This is a genomic window from Pseudomonas sp. I2 (assembly GCF_040984075.1).
GTDB lineage: Bacteria > Pseudomonadota > Gammaproteobacteria > Pseudomonadales > Pseudomonadaceae > Aquipseudomonas > Aquipseudomonas guariconensis_B.
The window spans coordinates 1-19,117 of the sequence record NZ_JBCGFQ010000046.1; the positions used below are offsets into that span (position 1 = coordinate 1).

The window sequence follows — 19,117 nt, forward strand, 5'->3', positions numbered from 1 at the left end:
CCAAGCTCGGCATGCAGCGCGCGTTCGATCAGGGCCTTCTTAAACGCCGCAGAGGCATCCTCGATAGCTTCTGCGGTCATCAGGCCCTCACCGAACTGCTCCAGCAGCTCTTTGGGGATTTTGGGCAAGTCACGCAAGGGTTTCTTTTTGGTTGGCATACATGCACCTCTTACTCATGTTATGCCCGAACACAAAATTTCTGACACCCTCGTCCGGCGCCCCGCCAAGGCCTCCCACAAGGCCCTGCAAACCACATCATTCGTGACCGACTCGACACCCTGTGGGAGCGGGCTTGCCCGCGAAAAGGCCAGCAGCGACAACGCAACTGCCGGCCCTTGCCCGCTTAACGCCAATCCCCCTTGTCCGCAAAGAACGCCTGCGCATTCGCCTCCAGGCTCTCCAGGTGATACCCCCCTTCCTGCACGATCAGACACGGCAAACGCAACGCCCGAATCTGCTCACCCAACGCCGCAAACCCTTCGGTCGTCACCGCCACCTTGCTCTGTGGGTCCAGCTCGTAGATATCGAAGCCCAGCGACAGCACCAGCACCTCGGCACCGAAGTCCTTCACCGCATCCAGCGCGATCTCCAGTTGCCCCATGAAGTCGGCTTCACTGGCCCCGTGCGCCATCGGCAGGTTGAGGTTGTACCCCTCCCCCGCACCACTGCCACGCTCATCCTCGAACCCAGCGACACCCGGGTAGAAGTTGGTCGGGTCGCCATGGGTCGACACATACAGCACGTCATTGCGCTCGTAGAAAATCTCCTGGATACCCTGGCCGTGGTGCATGTCGGTATCGAGGATCGCCACGCGGCCGTAGCGGCTGCGCAGGGCCTGGGCGGCGACGGCGGCGTTGTTGATGTAGCAGAAGCCACCGGCGGCATCGAAACGCGCATGGTGCCCTGGCGGGCGGCACAGGGCATAGGCCGCGGGCTCGCCATCGAGGATGGCCTTGGCGCCCGCCACCGCGCTCTGCGCCGACCAGTACGCCGAACGCCAGGTCTGCTCGCCCACCGGGCAACTGCCGTCGGCCAGGTAGCGCCCGGCCTGGGCGAGGATGCCGCGCAGGGCGTTGGGCTCGCGCACGAAGATGTTCGACATGACCTCGTCGCCCCAGTCCTCGGGCACCTCCTTCCAGCGTGCATGGGCCTCTTCGAGGAAGGCCAGGTAGGCCTCGCCATGCACTGCCTTGAGCGGGCCGAGGCCGGCATCGTCGGGCTGGCGGATGTCGAAGCCCAGGTCCTTGGCCGCCTGCAGCAGGCGCTGGGCGCGCTCGGGGACTTCCTGGGGCGTGCGCATGGCGCCTCGGGAGTAGTAGCTGCGTGGATGGTGCAACAGCTGTTCGGGGTGGAAGTAGCAACGCATCAGACGTCTCCTTGTTCTACACGACCGGCACGGGCCAGCACGGCGTTGAGCAGTACATCCGCGCCCTGGCGGGCGTCTTCGGGCAGCACGTCCTCAGCTTCGTTGTGGCTCAGGCCACCGACGCAGGGGATGAACACCATCGCCGTCGGGCAGTAGCGCGCCAGCAGGATGGCATCGTGGCCGGCGCCGCTGACGATCGGCTGCTGCGCATAGCCCAGGCCATCCACCGCTTGTTGCACCGCCGCCACGCATGCAGGATCGAACGGCGTGGCCGGGCTGACCCAGTGGCGCTCGATACGCACCTGCAAGCCGCGTGTCTCGGCGATGGCCTGCAGGTGCCGGCCCAGGTCGCGCTCCATGGCCTCGATGGCCTCGTCACGGTGATGGCGCAGGTCGACGGTGAAGCGCACCACCCCCGGGATGGTGTTGCGCGAGGACTTGGCGATAGACAGCTCGCCCACGGTGGTCAGGCCCTCGGGGGCGAAGTCGGCGGCCAACTGCTCCACCGTCTGGATCATCCGCGCGGCGCCGTAGAGGGCGTCCTTGCGCAGCTTCATCGGCGTGGTGCCGGCGTGGGCCGCCATGCCCTCGACGGTCACGTCCAGCCAGCGGATCGCCTGGCCGCCGCTGACCACGCCGATGCTCTTGGCGTTGTCCTCGAGGATCGGGCCCTGCTCGATGTGCGCCTCGAAGTAGGCATCGACCTTGCCGCCCAATGGGCGCGAACCCGCGTAGCCGGTGCGCTGCAACGCCTCGGCCACGCTGACGCCCTCGGCATCGCGAATGGCCAGGGCCTCGTCCAGCGCCAGGGTGCCGGTGAACACCGCCGAGCCGAACATCGCCGGGGTGAAGCGGGCGCCCTCCTCGTTGGTCCACACGGCAATCTCCAGGGGCTTGCGGGTCTGGATGCCGAGGTCGTTGAGACGACGCACCACCTCCAGGCCCGCCAGCACCCCATAGACGCCATCGAAACGGCCGCCTTCAGGCTGGGTGTCCAGGTGGCTGCCCATCATCACCGGCGCGGCATCCGGGTCGCTGCCTGGGCGGCGGGCGAACAGGTTGCCGATGGCATCCACCGACAGGCTCAACCCGGCCTCCCGGCACCAGGCCGCGAACAGCTCGCGGCCGGCCTTGTCTTCATCGCTGAGCGCCAGACGGCAGCTGCCACCACGTGCGGTGGCGCCGACCTCGGCCATGGCCATCAGGCTCGCCCACAGGCGCTCGCCATTGCTTTTCAACATGTACGGGTACTCCAATCGAATCGGTGTGGATCAGGCCAGCTCGAGGTGCTGGCTGCGGGCGTACTGGCGCGCCAGGGCCAGGACGCAGATCAGGGAAATCGTGGCGATCAGGCTGTAGAACAGCGCCATCGGCCACCACTGCCCGGTGAAGGTATGGGCCAGCCAGGTGCCGATCAGCGGGGTCAGGCCGCCGGCGATGGCGCCGCAGACCTGGTAGGCCATGGAGATCGCGGTATAGCGCACGCGGGTTTCGAACATGCCGCTGACGTAGCCGGCGATCACCGCGTAGAACGAGGCCATGCACGCCGCCGCCAGGGCGATGCCGAGCACGATCAGCGGCCCCTGGCCGGAGCTCACCAGCACGAACATCGGGTACGGCGAGGCCATGGCCAGCAACGACACCAGGCACAGGAAGCGGGTGGCGCCCACTTTCTCGGACACCCAGGCGGCCAGCGGCTGCACGCAGAGCTGGATGACCGCCACGAAGAACAGGCACTCGAGGATCAGCGCACGCTCCAGGTGCAGTTGCTGGGTGGTGTAGCTGATCATGAAGGTGTTGGTGAAGTAGACCCCGGCGATGCCCAGGGTGTTGGCACCGATGCACAGCAGCAATGGCCGCCAGGCCGTGCGCAGCACCTCCAGCACTGGCGCCTGTTCCTTGCGCCGGGTCTTTTCGGCCTGCTCGCGGCTGGCGATGAACTCCGGCGACTCATTGACCCCCAGGCGAATCGCCAGGCCCACCAGCAGCAACAGCGCGCTGGCCAGGAACGGCACACGCCAGCCCCAGCTCATCAGTTCTTCCTCGGGCAGGCGGGTCACCGCGCCGAAGGCCAGCAGCGAGAGAATCAGGCCGGCCGGGCTGCCAAGCTGGGCGAACGAGGCGAAGAAGTTGCGCCGGCCCTTGGGCGCATGCTCGCCGGCCATCAGCACCGCCCCACCCCACTCACCGCCCACGGCGATGCCCTGGACGATGCGCAGCAGGACCAGCAGCACCGGCGCGGTGGCACCGATCTGCGCATAGGTCGGCAGCAGGCCGATGCCCACGGTGACCACGCCCATCATCAGCAAGGTGATGACCAGGGACTTCTTGCGCCCGATGCGGTCACCGACATGGCCGAAAACCAGGCCTCCCAGGGGGCGGGCGAAGAAACCCACGGCGAAGGTGCCGAAGGCGGCCATGGTGCTGAACAGGCTGTTGTCGGAGGGGAAGAACAAGGCGCCGAACACCAGGGCGGCGGCGGTGGCGTAGATATAGAAGTCGTACCACTCGATCATGGTGCCGATGAACGCGGCGGCGGCGGCACGGCGCGGCTGGGGCGAAGCGGAAGGCTTCATGGGTCTGGCTCCTTTGCTTTTGTTCTGGCAGGAGTGATTAGGGGCTCACGGCGGCGCTCTGTCGGCGCCTGGTCAAGCTGTTGGGTGGTGCTCGAATACTGTGCCGGTCAACCAGGCGGTGCTTACCGCCCTTCGCGGGCAAGCCCGCTCCCACAAGGCCCCTGCAAACCGCCCCTTTCGTGGTCGACTCGGCCCCTGTGGGAGCGGGCTTGCCCGCGAAGGGGCGCTTGCAAGGCTGGACTGACTGGCATCAGGGCAAACCTGCGACAGCCTTGCCCTGGCTACGATTTATCGGCTCAGGGCTATGATTAGTCAATTTTCTATTTATTATTCGAACTATTAGCCCTGATTATTATCGAGCCCGCCATGCCCGACCGCCTGCTCAACGACCGCCTCGACTGGAACCTGCTGCGCACCTTCCGGGTCATCGGCCAGGAACTCTCCATCAGCCGCGCCGCCGCCCGCCTGCACCTGACCCAGCCAGCGGTGAGCCAGGCACTCAAGCGCCTGGAGGAACAGCTCGGCCGCCAGCTCATCGCCCGCCGCGGGCCACGCTTCGTCCTCACCGAAGTGGGCGAACAGCTGTTCCTGCTCTCTGGCGAGGTGTACGGGCAAATGTCGCAGATCGGTGGCCTGCTGGAGCAACCTACCGACGAGCTGGTGGGCAAGGTGCGCCTGTTGATGATCAGCCGCATCTGCTCGACACGCTTCGACGACTTCCTCGCCGACTTCCACCGCCAGCACCCGCGCGTGGAGCTGGAGATCGATGTGATGCGCAGCTCCGACATCGTCGCGGCCCTGCAGGAAAAGACCGCCACCGCCGGCCTGAGCCTCAATCGCCGGCCCCAGCCGCGCCTGGAGCAACGCCTGTTCCTGCGCCAGCGCTATGCGTTCTTCTGCGGCAAGCACCACGCCCTGTTCGGCAAGCCCGAGGGCGACCTGCAACGGGAGAACTTCGTCAGCTTCACCAGCGACCAGATCGGCGGCATGCTCTCGCCGCTCACCATCTTCCGAGACCAGCAAGGGTTTTCCGGGCGCATCGTCGCGTCCTCGCCGAGCCTCGAGGAAGTGCGTCGCCTGGTGATCGCGGGGTTCGGCATCGGCTGCCTGCCCGAGCATGTGGTCGCCCCCGACGTGGACGCCGGGCTGCTGTGGCGGCTGCCGCCCCACGAAGGGATCGCCGACGTCGACATCCACCTGCTGTGGAACCGCGACCAGCGCATGAGCCGTGCCGAGCGTGAGTTCATCGAAGCCCTGCAGGCGAGCCTTGCCTGAGTGCCATTGGGGCTTGCCTCAGTACCCGGCCCTCTCCCTCCAGCCATACCGTTCGTCGAGTTTTCCTCAGTCTCTTCCAACCCCAAGGTCCCGCCCGTTTCTAAGCACCATGTGCCCACCCGGCCCGCGGCTCGCCTGGGCGGCCTGCAGTCGAAACAGCCTTGGAGGGATAGCGACGATGAACGAACGATTCCTGGACCTGCTGACGACCACCACGCTATTCGGCATCTCGGTGCTGAACCTGCTGCTGGCCCTGGGGGTGAGCATCCTCATCTTCGTGGTCGTGCGCTGGGCCATCAGCTTCCTGCTGCGCCGGGTGCGCAACTGGTCCGGCCGGGATGGACAGTTCGGCCAGGTGCTGGTCAAGGTGCTGGAGGGCACCAGCAATTTCCTGCTGCTGCTCGCCGCCCTGCTCGTCGGGCTCAGCGTGCTGGACCTGCCGCAACGGTGGCTGGAGCGGGTCGGCAGCCTGTGGTTCGTGGTCGCCGCCCTGCAAATCGGCCTGTGGATCAACCGGGCGATCGCCCTCGGCCTGTCCCGCTACTTCGCCCGTCACGCCACCAGCAACACCTACCAGGGCAGCGCCCTGGCCACCTTGTCGCTGTGGGGCGCCCGGGTGCTGCTGTGGTCGGTGGTGCTGTTGGCCATGCTGTCGAACCTGGGCGTGAACATCACCGCCTTCGTCGCCAGCCTGGGCGTGGGCGGCATCGCCGTGGCCCTGGCGGTGCAGAACGTGCTCGGTGACCTGTTCGCGTCGCTGTCCATCGCCGTGGACAAGCCGTTCGAAGTCGGTGACTTCATCGTCATCGGCCCTCTGGCCGGCACGGTGGAGCACATCGGCCTGAAGACCACACGCATCCGCAGCCTCGGTGGCGAACAGATCGTCATGGCCAACGCCGGGATGATCAGCAGCACCATCCAGAACTACAAGCGCCTGCAGGAGCGGCGCATCGTCTTCGAGTTCGGCCTGTCCTACGACACGCCCACCGAAGCGGTGAAGAAGGCCCCGGGTATCGTCGAGGAGGCCATCAAGGCCCAGGGCCAGGTACGCTTCGACCGCGCCCACCTGCGCGGATTCGGCAAGGAGGCGCTGGAGTTCGAGTGCGTCTACATCGTGCTCGACCCGGGGTACAACCTCTACATGGATATCCAGCAGGCGATCAACTTCCAGTTGCTGGAGCGGTTCGCCAAGGTCGGTGCGAAGTTCGCAGTGCCGGCGCGGGCGATCAAGGTCACCTCGTTGCCAGAGGCGTCCAACCAGGTGGGCCAAGGCGCCGGCGGAGCCAGGGCGAGGGACTCGTGAACACCCTGCGCGAGAGGGTTGCCCGAGGCTGCCCGTGCTGTCGCCTCCTCCTCAGCGCAACGGCTGCCCCTTCATCTCCGGCATGCGCACATAGGTAATGCAGCTGACCAGCGCGATCAGCACGATATACAGCCAGAACAGGTGACCGATGCCCCACCCGGCCATGGCCGTCATGATGTAAGGCGAGGTGCCGCCAAACAGGGTCACCGACAACGCATAGGGCAAGGCGATGCCCGTCACCCGCACTTGCGTGGGGAACTGCTCGGCCATGGTCACCGCCGAGGCAGCGCCGAACCCGGTGAGAATCACCATCGACACGGTCTGCAACAATGCCACCTGTACCAGGCCGATGCCCGGGTACAACAGGGCGAAGCTCGGCCAGGCCCAGAGCATCGCGCCCACGGCGAAGGCGATCAGCACCGGGCGTCGGCCGACGCGATCAGCCAGCGTGCCCACCAGCGGCATCAGCAGCAGCGACACGCCCACGGCGACAGAGCCGGCCAGCAAGGTGTCGCGGATCGACATACCGGTCAGCAGGTGCACCTGGCTGGGGTAGCTGACCATCCACACATAGTTGAGCATGTTGCCGGCCATGGCGATGCCGATGACCCGCAGGACGTCCTTGCGGTAGGTGGTGAAGATCTCGCGCAGCGGGCGCTTGGGCACCGCCTTTTTCTCCACTTGCAAGGTGAACACCTCGGTCTCGCGCACCGACAGGCGGATCCACAGGGTGACCAGGCCGAGCAGTGCGGCGATCACGAAGGCCACTCGCCAGCCCCAGGTCTCAAGGGCGGTTTCGCTGCCCACGGACGCCAGGGTGAACCCCAGCAGGAACGACACCAGGGTGCCGGCGTTGATGGCGAACCACTGCCAGGAACCGGCGAAAGCCCGCCGCTCCGGCGCCGCGGACTCGATCAGGAAGGCCGAGGCGGAACCGAACTCGCCGCCTGCGGAAAAGCCCTGGGCCAGGCGCGCCAGCACCAGGATGATCGGTGCGGCGATGCCGATGCTCTCGTAGTTGGGGCACAGGCCGATCACCAGCGAGGCCAGGGACATCATCAGGATCGACAGGGTCAGGCCCTTCTTGCGCCCATAACGGTCGGCGAATACACCGAGCACCGCGCCACCGATCGGGCGCATGAGAAAGCCCACGGCGAACACCGCCAGCACCGACAGCAGCGCACTGAGCTTGTCTTCGGCGGGAAAGAACTGGCGGGCGAGGATCGAGGAGAAGGTCGCGTAGATCACCCAGTCGGTGTACTCGACGATGGTGCCGAGGGTGGCGGCGACGATCGCCTTGCGCTCGGTCCGGGTCAGGGTGCGGCCACCGGTGGCGGCGTGGGAGGTCTGAGCCTGGGGCATGCTTGCAAGTACCGCGTCGTTGTCATTGTTCATGTCTGGCTCCCTGGAGCGCATATTCTTTTTGTCAGGGAACGATGGCACCGGCCCCTGGGCGCGTGAAGCGAGTTTTATGCGCGCCTGGGTTGAGCGAAAGTCAATCCACGGCCCCCGCCCTTGCGTGAGTTTTACTCAAGCGAAAGGCGCCGAAAAGTCGTTTGAAGGGGCCCTGGCGCGGGCGAATGATGCAGGTTGACCGCCTACGGTCCGCATGGGCGCAGGCGCCTGCAACAACGATGAGGAATCTGGCAGTGATCAGAGTAGAGAGTTACATCGGCGGCCGCTCGCTGCCCCCCACGGGCCTGCACTATGTCGACAAGATCGACCCACGCACCGCCCAGAAGATGGGCGAAGTCGCCAGCAGCAGCGCCGAGGACGTGACCCTGGCCATCGACACCGCCCATGCCGCCTTCCCGGCCTGGCGTGACCTGCGCCCGGCGCAACGCGGCCGGGTGCTGCTCGAGGTGGCCCGGGCAATCCGTCAGAACGAGGCGCGCCTGGGCGCGCTGGAAAGCGCCGAGACTGGCAAGCCGGGCCAGGAGATGGCCGGCCTAGTCGACCTCACCGCGCAGTACTTCGAATTCTACGCAGGGCTGGTCAACGTGCAGGACGGCGAGGTCATCAATCAAGGCCCGGACTACCACGTCTACACCCGTCGCGACCCGTTCGGCGTGACCGGCGCGATCCTGCCCTGGAACGCACCCCTGCACCAGGCCGCACGGGCCATCGCCCCAGCCCTGGCAACCGGCAACACAGTGGTGGCCAAGCCCTCCGAACACACCTCGGCGTCGCTGGTAGAACTGGCCAGGATCGCCGTCGAGGCTGGCTTGCCCGCCGGCGTGTTCAACGTCGTGGTCGGCAAGGGCAGCGTGCTCGGCCCGGTGATGGCCAACCACCCGCTGATGCGCAAGATCTCCTTTACCGGCGGCCTCACCGCTGGCCAGCAACTGGGCCACATCGCCGCCCAGCGCATCCTGCCCCTGACCCTGGAGCTGGGCGGCAAGTCGGCCAACATCGTGTTCGACGACGCCGACCTGCCAGCCGCAGCCCACGGCGCCACCCGCGCCTTCACCTGGAACAGCGGCCAGTGGTGCTGCGCCGGCACGCGCCTGCTGGTACAGCAGAGCATCCACGACCGCTTCGTCGAGCTGCTGCTGGAGCAGGTAGCGGCGCTCAAGGTCGGGCCAGACTTCGACTGCACGTCCGGGCCGATCACCACCCAGGCCCAGTTCAAGAAGATCCAGAGCTACTTCGCCATCGCCCGCGACGAAGGCCTGGTGCCGGCCATCGGCGGCAAGGTCGCGCAAGGCGCACAGCTGGGCCAGGGCTGGTACATCGAGCCGACCGTCTACACCGGCGTGCGCAACGACATGACCCTGGCCCGGGAGGAGATCTTCGGGCCGATCCTCTGCGTGATCCCGTTCAAGGACGAGGCCGATGCCCTGCGCCTGGCCAACGACAGCGAATTCGGCCTCGGCGCTGGCATCTGGAGCCGCGATATCGGCCGCGTGCACCGGGTCGCCGCGGGCTTGGAAGCCGGACGCATCGTGGTCAACGAATACAGCGGCGGCTTCGTGCAGACCCCATGCGGAGGCTTCAAGCAGAGCGGCTATGGGCGCGAACAGGGTATCGAGGCCCTGTCCCACTACACCCAGCTCAAGTCGGTGATCATCCGCCTCTGACGCGACCTTGTCTTGTTCCCGCTAAACCTGGGGCCGCTTTGCGGCCCCAACATTCACCCACCAAGCCCGAATGCGCTCTGCGCAACGACGCAGCCCTGAATGAGCGCCAGCCCGACCTGGCCTATGCTCTAAGCTATCGCCCGCTTCCCCTCCTACAAGTAGATCCCATGAAGGACAGACTTCCCCCACTCAATGCCGTGCGCGCCTTCGAGGCCGTCGCCCGGCATTCGAGCATTACCCTCGCCGCCGATGAGCTGAACGTCACCCCTGGTGCCGTGTCGCGGCAGATCCGCAGCCTCGAGGAGTACATGGAGCAGCCGCTGTTCACCCGCGGCCATCGCCAGATCACCCTCACCCCCGCCGGTCGTCAGTACTTCGAGGCAGTGGCACGGATCATCGAGCAACTGCGCAGCGCCACCCGCAACCTCAAGCGGCCGCCCGAGCGGCGCCAGATCAAGGTGCGCGCCTACACCACCTTCGCCATGCAGTGGCTGATTCCGCGACTGGCCAGCTTCCACCACGACCATCCGAAGATCGAGGTACTGCTCAGCGCCTCCTTGGACCCGGTGGACTTCCAGCGCGACGACCTCGACGCGGCCATCCGCCTGGGCGCTGGCGACTGGCCGAACTGCAACTGCCACGTGCTCAGCGACAACCTGCTGGCCCCGGTCTGTGCCCCTGCCCTGCTGACCTCGCCGCCAGGCCTGGACGCGCCCACGCAGTTGGCTCGCCATACCCTGCTGCACTCGCTCGCCCGCCCCGACGATTGGGCCTGCTGGTTGCAGGCAATCGGGGTGATCGGGCAGGTGGATGCACGGGCGGGGATGAGCTACCAGAGTTCGTCCATGGCCTATGCCGCCGCGGTCGGCGGCCAGGGCGTGGCCATGGCGCAGTTGTTCCTGGTGGAAAAGGAACTGCGGGAAGGCACGCTGGTGCGCCCCTTCCCGCAGGTGGTCGACAAGGGCGCCTACACCTACTACCTGCTGACCCCGGCGCACAGACCCGAGTCCGCCGACATGCAGGTGTTCCGCCATTGGCTGCTGGAGCAGGCGCGCCAGACCCGTGGCGAAGCCTGAAACTCAACCGGCCTGGCGCAGCACGCCGGTACGCTGCCAGGCATCGATCCGCGCCTGGTCGAAGCCCAGGCCGCGCAGCACCTCATGGTTGTGCTCACCCAGGCTCGGCGCGGGCCGGTAGGGTTCGCTCGCCGCCTCGGCGCTGTTGACCGGAAAACCGACCATGCGCAGGCTCCCGTGACGCGGGTGCTCGACCTTGGCCAGGATGCCGCTGGCTGCCACCTGGGGGTGCTGCAGCACATCGTCGTAATCAGCGACCCGGGCACAGAGGATGTCCGCCTCGCCCAGGCGCTGCAACCACTCATCCGTGCTGCGGGTGACGAACAGGGCGTTGAGCTCGGCCTGCATCTGCCCCCGGTTGCTCACCCGTAGCGCCGAGGTCAGGAAACGCGGATCCTCGCCCAGTGCCGGGCGCCCCAACACCTGACACAGCCGTAGCCAGCGGTTGCCGTTGTAGGCAGCGACCATCAACCAGCCATCGGCGGTGCTGAACGCCTCGTTGGGCGCAGCGTAGGGTGCGGCGCTGCCAATCGGGGTGGGCAGCTGGCCATCATGCAGGTAGCTGTTGATCGACGACTGTTGCAAGGCCAAGGCCGAGTTCATCAGGCTGACGTCCAGGTGCCCGCCCTGGCCATCCCGGGCACGCTGCTGCAACTTGGCGAGGATCGCCATGCAGGCCATGTAGCCGGTGACCACATCCACCACCGGGGCCTGGACCTTGCACGGCGGCTGCCCGGGCAGGCCGATCAGGCGCATCAACCCCGAATCGGCCTGCAGGATGCCGTCGACCCCGGCACGCTGGGCATAGGGCCCGTGTTGGCCGTAGGCCGAGATCGAGCAGTACACCAGCGCCGGGTTGAGCTGCGACAGCGCTTCGAAGCCCAGCCCAAGGCGTGCCATGACCCCGGGGCGCATGCTCTCGATCAGCACGTCCGCCTCGGCCACCAGGCGTTCGACGATGGCGCGGCTATCGGGGTGCTTGAGGTCCAGGCACAGCCCCTGCTTGCCGCGGTTGAAACCGTGGTACAGGGCACTGTCGGTGCCCACCCAGGCTGGGCCGAGGCCGCGCCCCAGCTCGCCCTCGGGCGGTTCGACCTTGATCACCCGGGCGCCCATATCGGCCAGCGACATGCTGCACGCCGGGCCAGCGGCGATCTGGGTGAAGTCCAGCACGGTCAGGCCTTTCAAGGCATCACGTAGCATGATCGCGATCTCCTCCTCAATGCCCCAGGTAGTGCGGCGTACGCTTTTCGGCGAACGCCGCACGCCCTTCGCGCCGGTCCTCAGTGTCGCGCAGCACGCCCCAGTACAGCTCTGTGAGGCGCTGGGCGTCACGCTCGGACAGGTGCGCGGTCTGCATCGACAGCGCCTGCAATGCCTGCACCGCCAGGGGCGCTGCCGCCGCGATGCGCTCGGCCAGGGCGAAGGCACGTGCGTGCAGGGCCTCGGCGGTGACCAACATCTCGCTGACCAGGCCGATGCCAAGCGCCTGATGGGCGTCGATGCGCAGCCCGGTCAGCGCCATCTGCATGGCGTGGGCCGAGGGCACGGCCTTGAGCAGGCGATGCAGGCCGCTGACCGCCGGCACCGAGCCGACCGCCGCCTCGGGCAGGCCGAAGGTGGCGCTGGCCGAGGCCAGGCGCAGGCTGCACTGCAGCGCCAGTTCCAGGCCTCCCCCCAGGCAGTGGCCATTGATCGCTGCGATCAGCGGCTTGCGCAACTCCAGATCGGTGAGGTCCATCAGGCGGATGTACAGCCCCGCGTCGGCGGCTTGTTCGTTGGCCAGGAATAGGCCCTGGGCGTAGGAGGCCTCGCTGCTGCGGGTGGCCTTGAGGTCGGCACCGACGCAGAAGGCCCGCTCGCCGGCCCCCGTGAGAATGGCCACGCGGACTTCAGGGCGGTCGCGCACCTCGGTGAGACTGGCGCGCAGCGCCCTGAGCGAGTCGAGGTCCAGGGCATTGAGCGCCTCGGGGCGATCGAGGACGATGCGCGCCACGGCGCCATGGATTTCCAGCAGGACGGACATGTCAGGCTCCTTACACGCTGGCCGAGGACAGGCTGCGCCCGCCACAGACATAGAGCGTCTGGCCGGTGACGTAGCTGCTGGCGGGGTCGAGGAAGAATTCGACGGCATTGGCGATGTCGTCGGCGGTGCCGATGCGCTTGACCGGTACCGTGTCCTTCAGGCGCGTCTGCACCGTGTCGTCGAAGCTGCGGAACAACGGCGTATCGACGATGCCCGGCGCCACCGCATTGACGGTAATGCCCTTGGCCGCGAACTCGATGGCCAGGCTGCGGGTCAGGCTGACCACGCCGCCCTTGGCAGCGGAATAGTTGGCCTGGCCGAAGCCACCGAGCCAGGCCCGCGACGACAGGTTGACGATGCGCCCGAACGCGCCGTCGAGCATCAGCGGCAAGGCGGCACGGCAGCACAGGAACTGGGCGCGCAGGTTGGTATCGACCACCAGGTCCCAGTCTTCCTCGCTCATGCTCAGGAAACGCTTGTCGCGCACCACCCCGGCGTTGTTGACCAGAAAGTGCAGCGCACCGTGCGCCTGGCCGACCTGGGCGAAGGCGCTGGCGACCGCCTCGGCCTGGGTCAGGTCCAGGGCGATGCCGTCCGCTCCCAGGCCTTCGCCGCGCAGTTGCCCGAGCGCCTCGTGCAGAGCCGCCTCGTCACGGTCGAACAGGTAGGTGAAGACGCCAGCACGGGCCAGCCGGCTGGCGATACCCAGGCCAATGCCCCGGGCGGCACCGGTGACGACGGCCACCTGGCCGTCGTGGAACCTGCTTGCAAGGCTCATCTCACACCCCCAGCACATGAACGGAGGACGCTGCATGATCGACCCCGGCGATACCGCCACCGGTGCACTGGGCCACGCCGATACGCGCCCCCTCGACCTGGCGTCGACCGGCACGCCCCTGCAACTGCCACATCAATTCGACCATCTGCGCCACACCCGTGGCGCCCAGCGGGTGCCCCTTGGCCAGCAAGCCGCCGCTGGGGTTGACCGGCACTCGCCCACCGAGGCGGGTCGCGCCGGCGCGCAGCAGGCCCACCGCCTCACCCGCGGCGGCCAGGCCCAGGGCCTCGTAATAGAGCAGTTCGGCGATGGTGAAGGCGTCGTGCAGCTCGACCACGTCGACGCTGCGCGGATCGACCCCTGCCTGTTCATAGGCCAGGCGTGCGGCCCGGGCGGTGATCTCAGCGTCGAGGATGTCGTCGCGAGCCCCCTCGCACAGGCCGGACACCACGGTCGAACCCAGCACACGGACATCCCGGTGCGGCCCCGGCCGCGTGCCCAGCACCAACGCGGCGGCACCGTCGACCTGGGACGGGCAGCACTGCAACAGGGTCAGCGGGTCGGCGATCATCCGCGAGGCGAGCACCTGCTCGAGCGTCACCTCGTCCTGCTGCTGGGCGTAGGGGTTGAGCGAGCCGTGGTAGCGGTTCTTCACCGCCACCTGGGCGAAGTCCTCCGGGCGGGCGTCGCGCTCATGCAGGAAGCGCGTGGCACGCATGGCGTAGACCGCCGGCAGGACCATGCCGGCGCGGGCGAACAAGTCGGTCTTCTCGTCGTTGCGTTGCATCGGGATGGTGCCGCCGCCCAGCTGGGTCAGCTGCTCGATGCCGAACACCAGCACGGTGTCGTATTGCTCGGCCAGCAGCGCGTGGCGCGCCAGGTGCACGGCGGTGGCGCCGCTGGCACAGGCGTTCTCGATGTTGTAGACCGGGATACCCTCCAAGCCCAGGTCACGCAGGATCACCTGGCCGAGGATCATGCCACCGAGCACGTTGGCGCAGTAGACCGCCTGGATATCCTGCAACGCCACGCCAGCGTCGGCCAGCGCGGCGAGGATGGCCTGCTGGGCCAGCTCCGGCGCCATCACCCCCGGGTGCTTGCCGAAGCGGGTCATGGCCCCGCCCATCATATGCATCTGGTTCATTGCCCTGCCTCCATCGGTTCGAACGAATAGCCATAGGTGTCGTCGGCGACGATGCGGCAGCGCTCGCCGATGCGCGGGCGCTGCTGGCCGTTGACCCGACCGAACAGCCGCACCGGGCCCTCGACGTCGAGGTAGGCCAGGGCGAAGGGCGCCAGGCCGCTCTTGGGGGACGGGTGGATGAGGGTGAAGCTGTAGATGTGGCCCTGGTCGGGCAGACGTACCTGCACGTACTGGTCATGCAGGGGGGAGTGCTCGGGCAGGGGGGGAAAGGCCAGGCGACCGCTGGTGCGGTGGCGCGAGGCGAGCAGCGCGGCAGGAGCGGTGTCGCTCCACAGGGCGGTGGTCATTGTCTGTTCTCCATTTGCAGGTACCGTGGCGACGGTGTCCTGGCCAATGGTCGGCAAGTGGAGAAAACCCGACAAACGATATAAAGAACGCATCTGCTTGAGAAAAACTCAAGCCAGCCCATTCGTGGTCGGCTCGGCCCACGCGCTTTGTTATCCTCACCGCTCCCTGTCGACAAGCGCCCCCTCATGACCGACGGCCCAGCCACCCTCCCCCCACTCAACGGCCTGCGTGTGTTCGAGGTCGCCTCCCGACACCTGAACTTCCGCCTCGCGGCCGAGGAGCTGGGGGTTACCCAGGCTGCCGTGGCCCAGCAGGTCCGCGCCCTGGAAGCGAACCTGGGCATCAAGTTGTTCGAGCGTCTGCCGCGCGGGCTCAGGCTGACCGACGCGGGCCTGGGCTACAGCAGGACTCTGCGCAACGCCTTCGCCCTGATCAGCGAGGCAACCAGCGCCCTGCGCCCAGGCAACAGCCACCTGACGGTGAGCGTCACCCCTACCTTCGCCTCGAAATGGCTGATCCCGCGGCTGGCGTCCTTCACCGAGGCCCATGGCGAGATCGACCTGCGGGTCCTGGCCACCGACCGCCTGTCGCAGTTCCATGCCGATGGCGTGGACCTCGCCGTGCGCTACGGCCATCCACCGTTCGGCCCTGGGCTCAACACCGAGCGGCTGCTGGAGCAGCGCGTGGTCGCGGTGGCCAGCCCAACGCTGCTGGCGCAGAGGGGCAGGCCGCAGAACCTCGAGCAGCTACAGCACTTCCTGCTGCTGCACGACGCCCACAATTTCTGGCCTGAATTCATCGCCGGGTTGTTCGGGCAACCGGCGCAGCCCATGCCGAAGAACGTGCGTTTCAACCAGACCTCACTGGCCATCGAAGCGGCCATCGCCGGCCAGGGGCTGGCGCTGTCGAGCCACTTCTTCGTGCAGAGCGACCTGGAGGCCGGGCGCCTGGCCCTGGTCTTCGACCATGCCTTGCACCTGGACAAGCATTTCTACCTGGTATGGCCGCGCAAGGGCGGCATGCCGGCGGCGCTGGAGACCGTACGCCAGTGGCTGCTACGCCAGGCGCGCTGACAACCCAGTAGTTTTTCTACTGTTACAACGAAGGTCACCTGCCTCCCGCCCACGTATTGGCCGGTGCTAGTCTGGTGGCCATTCACCGGACCACAGCCCCAAGGGAGGCCTTATGTCAGTAGAAAAAGTAGCGATCATCACCGCCGGCGGCAGCGGCATGGGCGCAGCGGCGGCCCGACGCCTGGCCGCGGAGGGGTTCAAGGTGGCGATCCTCTCGTCCTCGGGCAAAGGCGAAGCGCTGGCAAAGGAGCTGGGCGGCATCGGTGTGACCGGCAGCAACCAGTCCAACGACGACCTGCAACGCCTGATCGACGCCACCCTGCAGCAATGGCAGCGCATCGACGTGCTGGTCAACAGTGCCGGCCACGGCCCGCGCGCGCCGATCCTGGCGCTCAGCGACGACGACTGGCACGAGGGCATGGACACCTACCTGCTCAACGTGATCCGCCCTGCCCGCCTGGTCACGCCGGTCATGCAGCGCCAGCAAGGCGGCGTGATCATCAACATCTCCTCGGCCTGGGCCTTCGAGCCCAGCGAGCTGTTCCCCACCTCGGCCGTGTTCCGCGCAGGCCTGGCGGCGTTCAGCAAGCTCTTTGCCGATACCTACGCCAAGGACAACATCCGCATCAACAACGTGCTGCCGGGCTGGATCGACAGCCTGCCGGCCACCGAGCAACGCCGCGACAGCGTGCCGCTCAAGCGCTACGGCACGAGCGAGGAGATCGCCGCCACCATCGCCTTCCTGGCCAGCGAGGGCGCGGCCTACATCACCGGGCAGAACCTGCGCGTCGATGGCGGCCTGACCCGCAGCGTCTGACCGCCACCCCGCCCCCGCAGGGCCCGGTCACGAGGCGAGCCGGGCCCGCGCCGCGTGCAGTTTCTTGTAGCTGTCGATCAGCCGCAGGTGCCTGTCGAGCCCCTCCAGCTTCATGCTGGTGGGCGTCAGGCCGTAGAAGCGCACGCTGCCGTCCACCGAGCCGAGCACCGCGTCCATCCGCTCGTTGCCGAACATCCGGCGGAAGTTGACCTCGTAGTCCTCCAACGCCAGCTCGTCGTCCAGCACGACCTCCAGCACCACGTTCAGGGCCTGGTAGAACAGGCCGCGCTCGACGGTGTTGTCGTTGAACTGCAGGAAGGCCTCCACCAGTTCCTTGGCCTCTTCGAGCTGCTGCAGGGCGAGATGGATCAGCAGCTTGAGCTCCAGGATCGTCAGCTGGCCCCAGGCGGTGTTGTCGTCGAACTCGATGCCGATCAAGGTGGTGATGTCGGTGTAGTCATCCTGTTCGCTGTCTTCCAGGCGTTCGAGCAGCGCCTGCAAGGCGGCATCGTCCAGGCGGTGCAGGTTCAGGATATCGGCACGGAACAGCAGCGCCTTGTTGGTGTTGTCCCAGATCAGGTCGTCCACCGGGTAGATTTCCGAATAGCCCGGCACCAGGATGCGGCAGGCGGTTGCCCCCAGGTGCTCGTACACCGCCATGTAGACTTCCTTGCCCATGTCTTCGAGGATGCCGAACAAGGTCTCGGCTTCCTCGGCGTTGGAGTCGTCGCCCTGGCCGGAGAAGTCCCACTCGACGAACTCGAAGTCGGCCTTGGCGCTGAAGAAACGCCACGACACCACGCCGCTGGAGTCGATGAAGTGCTCGACGAAGTTGTTCGGCTCGGTCACCGCCTGGCTTTCGAAGGTGGGCTGCGGCAGGTCGTTCAGGCCCTCGAAGCTGCGGCCCTGCAGCAGCTCCGTGAGGCTGCGCTCCAGCGCCACCTCGAAGCTCGGGTGGGCGCCGAACGAGGCGAACACACCGCCGGTACGCGGGTTCATCAAGGTCACGCACATCACCGGGAACGCCCCGCCCAGCGACGCATCCTTCACCAGCACCGGGAAACCCTGCTCTTCCAGCCCCTGGATACCGGCCAGGATACCGGGGTACTTCGCCAGGACTTCGTGCGGCACATCGGGCAGGGCGATCTCGCCTTCGAGGATTTCGCGCTTCACCGCACGCTCGAAGATTTCCGACAAGCACTGCACCTGCGCTTCGGCCAGCGTATTGCCCGCACTCATGCCATTGCTCAGGAACAGGTTCTCGACCAGGTTGGACGGGAAATACACCACCTCACCGTCCGACTGGCGCACATACGGCAGCGAGCAGATGCCACGCTCGACGTTGCCGGAGTTGGTGTCGTACAGGTGCGAGCCACGCAGCTCGCCGTCGGGGTTGTAGATCGCCAGGCAATGGGCGTCGAGGATCTCGGCCGGCAGAGCGTCCTTGCGCCCGGGCTTGAACCAGCGCTCGTCCGGGTAGTGCACGAACGCCGCATTGGCGATGTCTTCGCCCCAGAACTGGTCGTTGTAGAAGAAGTTGCAGTTCAGCCGCTCGATGAACTCGCCCAGGGCCGAGGCCAGCGCGCTTTCCTTGGTGGCGCCCTTGCCATTGGTGAAGCACATCGGCGAGTGGGCATCGCGCAGGTGCAGCGACCAGACATTGGGCACGATGTTGCGCCACGAGGCGATCTCGACCTTCATGCCCAGGCCCGCCAGGATGCCCGACATGTTGGCGATGGTCTGCTCCAGCGGCAGGTCCTTGCCGACGATGTAGGTGCTGGCGTGCGCGTCTGCGTCTGGCATCAGCAGGGCCTGGGCATCGGCGTCGAGATTCTCCACTTCCTCGATCACGAACTCAGGGCCGGTCTGCACCACTTTCTTCACCGTGCAGCGGTCGATCGAACGCAGGATGCCCTGGCGGTCCTTCTCGGAAATGTCCGCGGGCAGCTCGACCTGGATCTTGAAGATCTGGTTGTAGCGGTTTTCCGGGTCGACGATGTTGTTCTGCGACAGGCGGATGTTGTCGGTGGGGATATTGCGCGTGTTGCAGTACAGCTTCACGAAGTAGGCGGCACACAACGCCGACGAGGCCAGGAAGTAATCGAACGGCCCTGGTGCCGAACCATCGCCCTTGTAGCGGATAGGTTGGTCGGCAACCACCGTGAAGTCGTCGAACTTGGCTTCGAGACGGAGGTTGTCGAGAAAATTGACCTTGATTTCCATGCGGGGGCACCAGAGAGAGCGAGCAGAACGAA

The 19,117-nt window shown here is 66.8% G+C and carries 16 protein-coding genes and 1 pseudogene; 6 read left to right on the top strand and 11 right to left on the bottom strand.

Annotation, left to right across the window (positions count from 1 at the left end; genetic code table 11):
- The 4 genes and pseudogenes from WCE05_RS20525 to WCE05_RS20540 form a co-directional block, all read right to left on the bottom strand.
- A pseudogene (locus tag WCE05_RS20525) lies at positions 1 to 158 on the bottom strand (IS256 family transposase); the annotation flags it as partial.
- A 185-nt stretch (positions 159 to 343) separates the two neighbouring features.
- Positions 344 to 1,366 (bottom strand): histone deacetylase family protein, encoded by a 1,023-nt coding sequence (locus WCE05_RS20530; RefSeq protein ID WP_253081740.1) that lies wholly within the window; start codon positions 1,364 to 1,366, stop codon positions 344 to 346.
- The gene (locus WCE05_RS20535) at positions 1,366 to 2,607 is read right to left on the bottom strand and encodes a Zn-dependent hydrolase (protein WP_253081741.1); all 1,242 of its coding nucleotides are present in this window, start codon (positions 2,605 to 2,607) and stop codon (positions 1,366 to 1,368) included. The genes WCE05_RS20530 and WCE05_RS20535 overlap by 1 nt, the downstream gene beginning before the upstream one ends.
- A gap of 30 nt (positions 2,608 to 2,637) precedes the next feature.
- Positions 2,638 to 3,942, bottom strand: coding sequence for an MFS transporter (locus WCE05_RS20540; protein ID WP_368816462.1), 1,305 nt, complete (start codon positions 3,940 to 3,942; stop codon positions 2,638 to 2,640).
- Positions 3,943 to 4,308: 366 nt separating this feature from the next.
- On the opposite strand from WCE05_RS20540, the gene WCE05_RS20545 reads away from it, so the two are divergent.
- Together WCE05_RS20545 and WCE05_RS20550 are read left to right on the top strand one after the other, a co-directional pair.
- Entirely contained in the window at positions 4,309 to 5,217 is a 909-nt protein-coding gene (locus WCE05_RS20545; RefSeq protein WP_225789144.1) for a LysR family transcriptional regulator, read from the top strand.
- A 178-nt stretch (positions 5,218 to 5,395) separates the two neighbouring features.
- Positions 5,396 to 6,520 carry a mechanosensitive ion channel family protein gene (locus WCE05_RS20550; RefSeq protein WP_368816463.1) on the top strand — a complete coding sequence of 375 codons (1,125 nt, stop codon included), beginning with the start codon at positions 5,396 to 5,398 and terminating at the stop codon, positions 6,518 to 6,520.
- A gap of 51 nt (positions 6,521 to 6,571) precedes the next feature.
- On the opposite strand, the gene WCE05_RS20555 is transcribed toward WCE05_RS20550, so the two are convergent.
- On the bottom strand, positions 6,572 to 7,915 hold the full coding sequence (locus WCE05_RS20555; RefSeq protein WP_368816464.1) for an MFS transporter: 1,344 nt from the start codon (positions 7,913 to 7,915) through the stop codon (positions 6,572 to 6,574).
- 254 nt (positions 7,916 to 8,169) lie between these two features.
- Here WCE05_RS20555 and WCE05_RS20560 point away from each other — a divergent pair, with 254 nt between their 5' ends.
- Positions 8,170 to 9,600: an aldehyde dehydrogenase gene (locus tag WCE05_RS20560; RefSeq protein ID WP_368816465.1), complete on the top strand. Its 1,431-nt coding sequence runs from the start codon at positions 8,170 to 8,172 to the stop codon at positions 9,598 to 9,600.
- A 167-nt stretch (positions 9,601 to 9,767) separates the two neighbouring features.
- The gene (gene gcvA / locus WCE05_RS20565; protein ID WP_368816466.1) at positions 9,768 to 10,676 is read left to right on the top strand and encodes a transcriptional regulator GcvA; all 909 of its coding nucleotides are present in this window, start codon (positions 9,768 to 9,770) and stop codon (positions 10,674 to 10,676) included.
- Between the two features lie 3 nt (positions 10,677 to 10,679).
- Here gcvA and WCE05_RS20570 read toward each other — a convergent pair whose 3' ends face one another.
- The 5 genes from WCE05_RS20570 to WCE05_RS20590 are packed head-to-tail and all read right to left on the bottom strand — an operon-like array spanning position 10,680 to position 14,971.
- Positions 10,680 to 11,879, bottom strand: a complete 1,200-nt coding sequence (locus WCE05_RS20570; protein ID WP_368816467.1) for a CaiB/BaiF CoA transferase family protein — start codon at positions 11,877 to 11,879, stop codon at positions 10,680 to 10,682.
- Between the two features lie 16 nt (positions 11,880 to 11,895).
- Entirely contained in the window at positions 11,896 to 12,702 is an 807-nt protein-coding gene (locus WCE05_RS20575; protein ID WP_368816468.1) for an enoyl-CoA hydratase/isomerase family protein, read from the bottom strand.
- Positions 12,703 to 12,712: 10 nt separating this feature from the next.
- A complete protein-coding gene (locus tag WCE05_RS20580) occupies positions 12,713 to 13,480 on the bottom strand; it encodes an SDR family NAD(P)-dependent oxidoreductase (protein ID WP_368816469.1) in 768 nt (255 codons plus the stop codon).
- A gap of 1 nt (position 13,481) precedes the next feature.
- The gene (locus tag WCE05_RS20585) at positions 13,482 to 14,624 is read right to left on the bottom strand and encodes a thiolase family protein (RefSeq protein WP_368816470.1); all 1,143 of its coding nucleotides are present in this window, start codon (positions 14,622 to 14,624) and stop codon (positions 13,482 to 13,484) included.
- Positions 14,621 to 14,971, bottom strand: coding sequence for a Zn-ribbon domain-containing OB-fold protein (locus WCE05_RS20590; RefSeq protein WP_368816471.1), 351 nt, complete (start codon positions 14,969 to 14,971; stop codon positions 14,621 to 14,623). The genes WCE05_RS20585 and WCE05_RS20590 overlap by 4 nt, the downstream gene beginning before the upstream one ends.
- 186 nt (positions 14,972 to 15,157) lie before the next feature.
- Between WCE05_RS20590 and WCE05_RS20595 the strand changes: the two genes are divergently transcribed.
- Both WCE05_RS20595 and WCE05_RS20600 read left to right on the top strand, forming a co-directional pair.
- Complete coding sequence (locus WCE05_RS20595; RefSeq protein ID WP_368816472.1) at positions 15,158 to 16,045, top strand: LysR substrate-binding domain-containing protein; 888 nt, start codon at positions 15,158 to 15,160, stop codon at positions 16,043 to 16,045.
- A gap of 112 nt (positions 16,046 to 16,157) precedes the next feature.
- A complete protein-coding gene (locus WCE05_RS20600; RefSeq protein ID WP_225789142.1) occupies positions 16,158 to 16,862 on the top strand; it encodes an SDR family oxidoreductase in 705 nt (234 codons plus the stop codon).
- A gap of 27 nt (positions 16,863 to 16,889) precedes the next feature.
- On the opposite strand, the gene WCE05_RS20605 is transcribed toward WCE05_RS20600, so the two are convergent.
- The gene (locus WCE05_RS20605) at positions 16,890 to 19,085 is read right to left on the bottom strand and encodes an OsmC domain/YcaO domain-containing protein (protein WP_253101560.1); all 2,196 of its coding nucleotides are present in this window, start codon (positions 19,083 to 19,085) and stop codon (positions 16,890 to 16,892) included.
- Between the last annotated feature and the right edge of the window lie 32 nt (positions 19,086 to 19,117).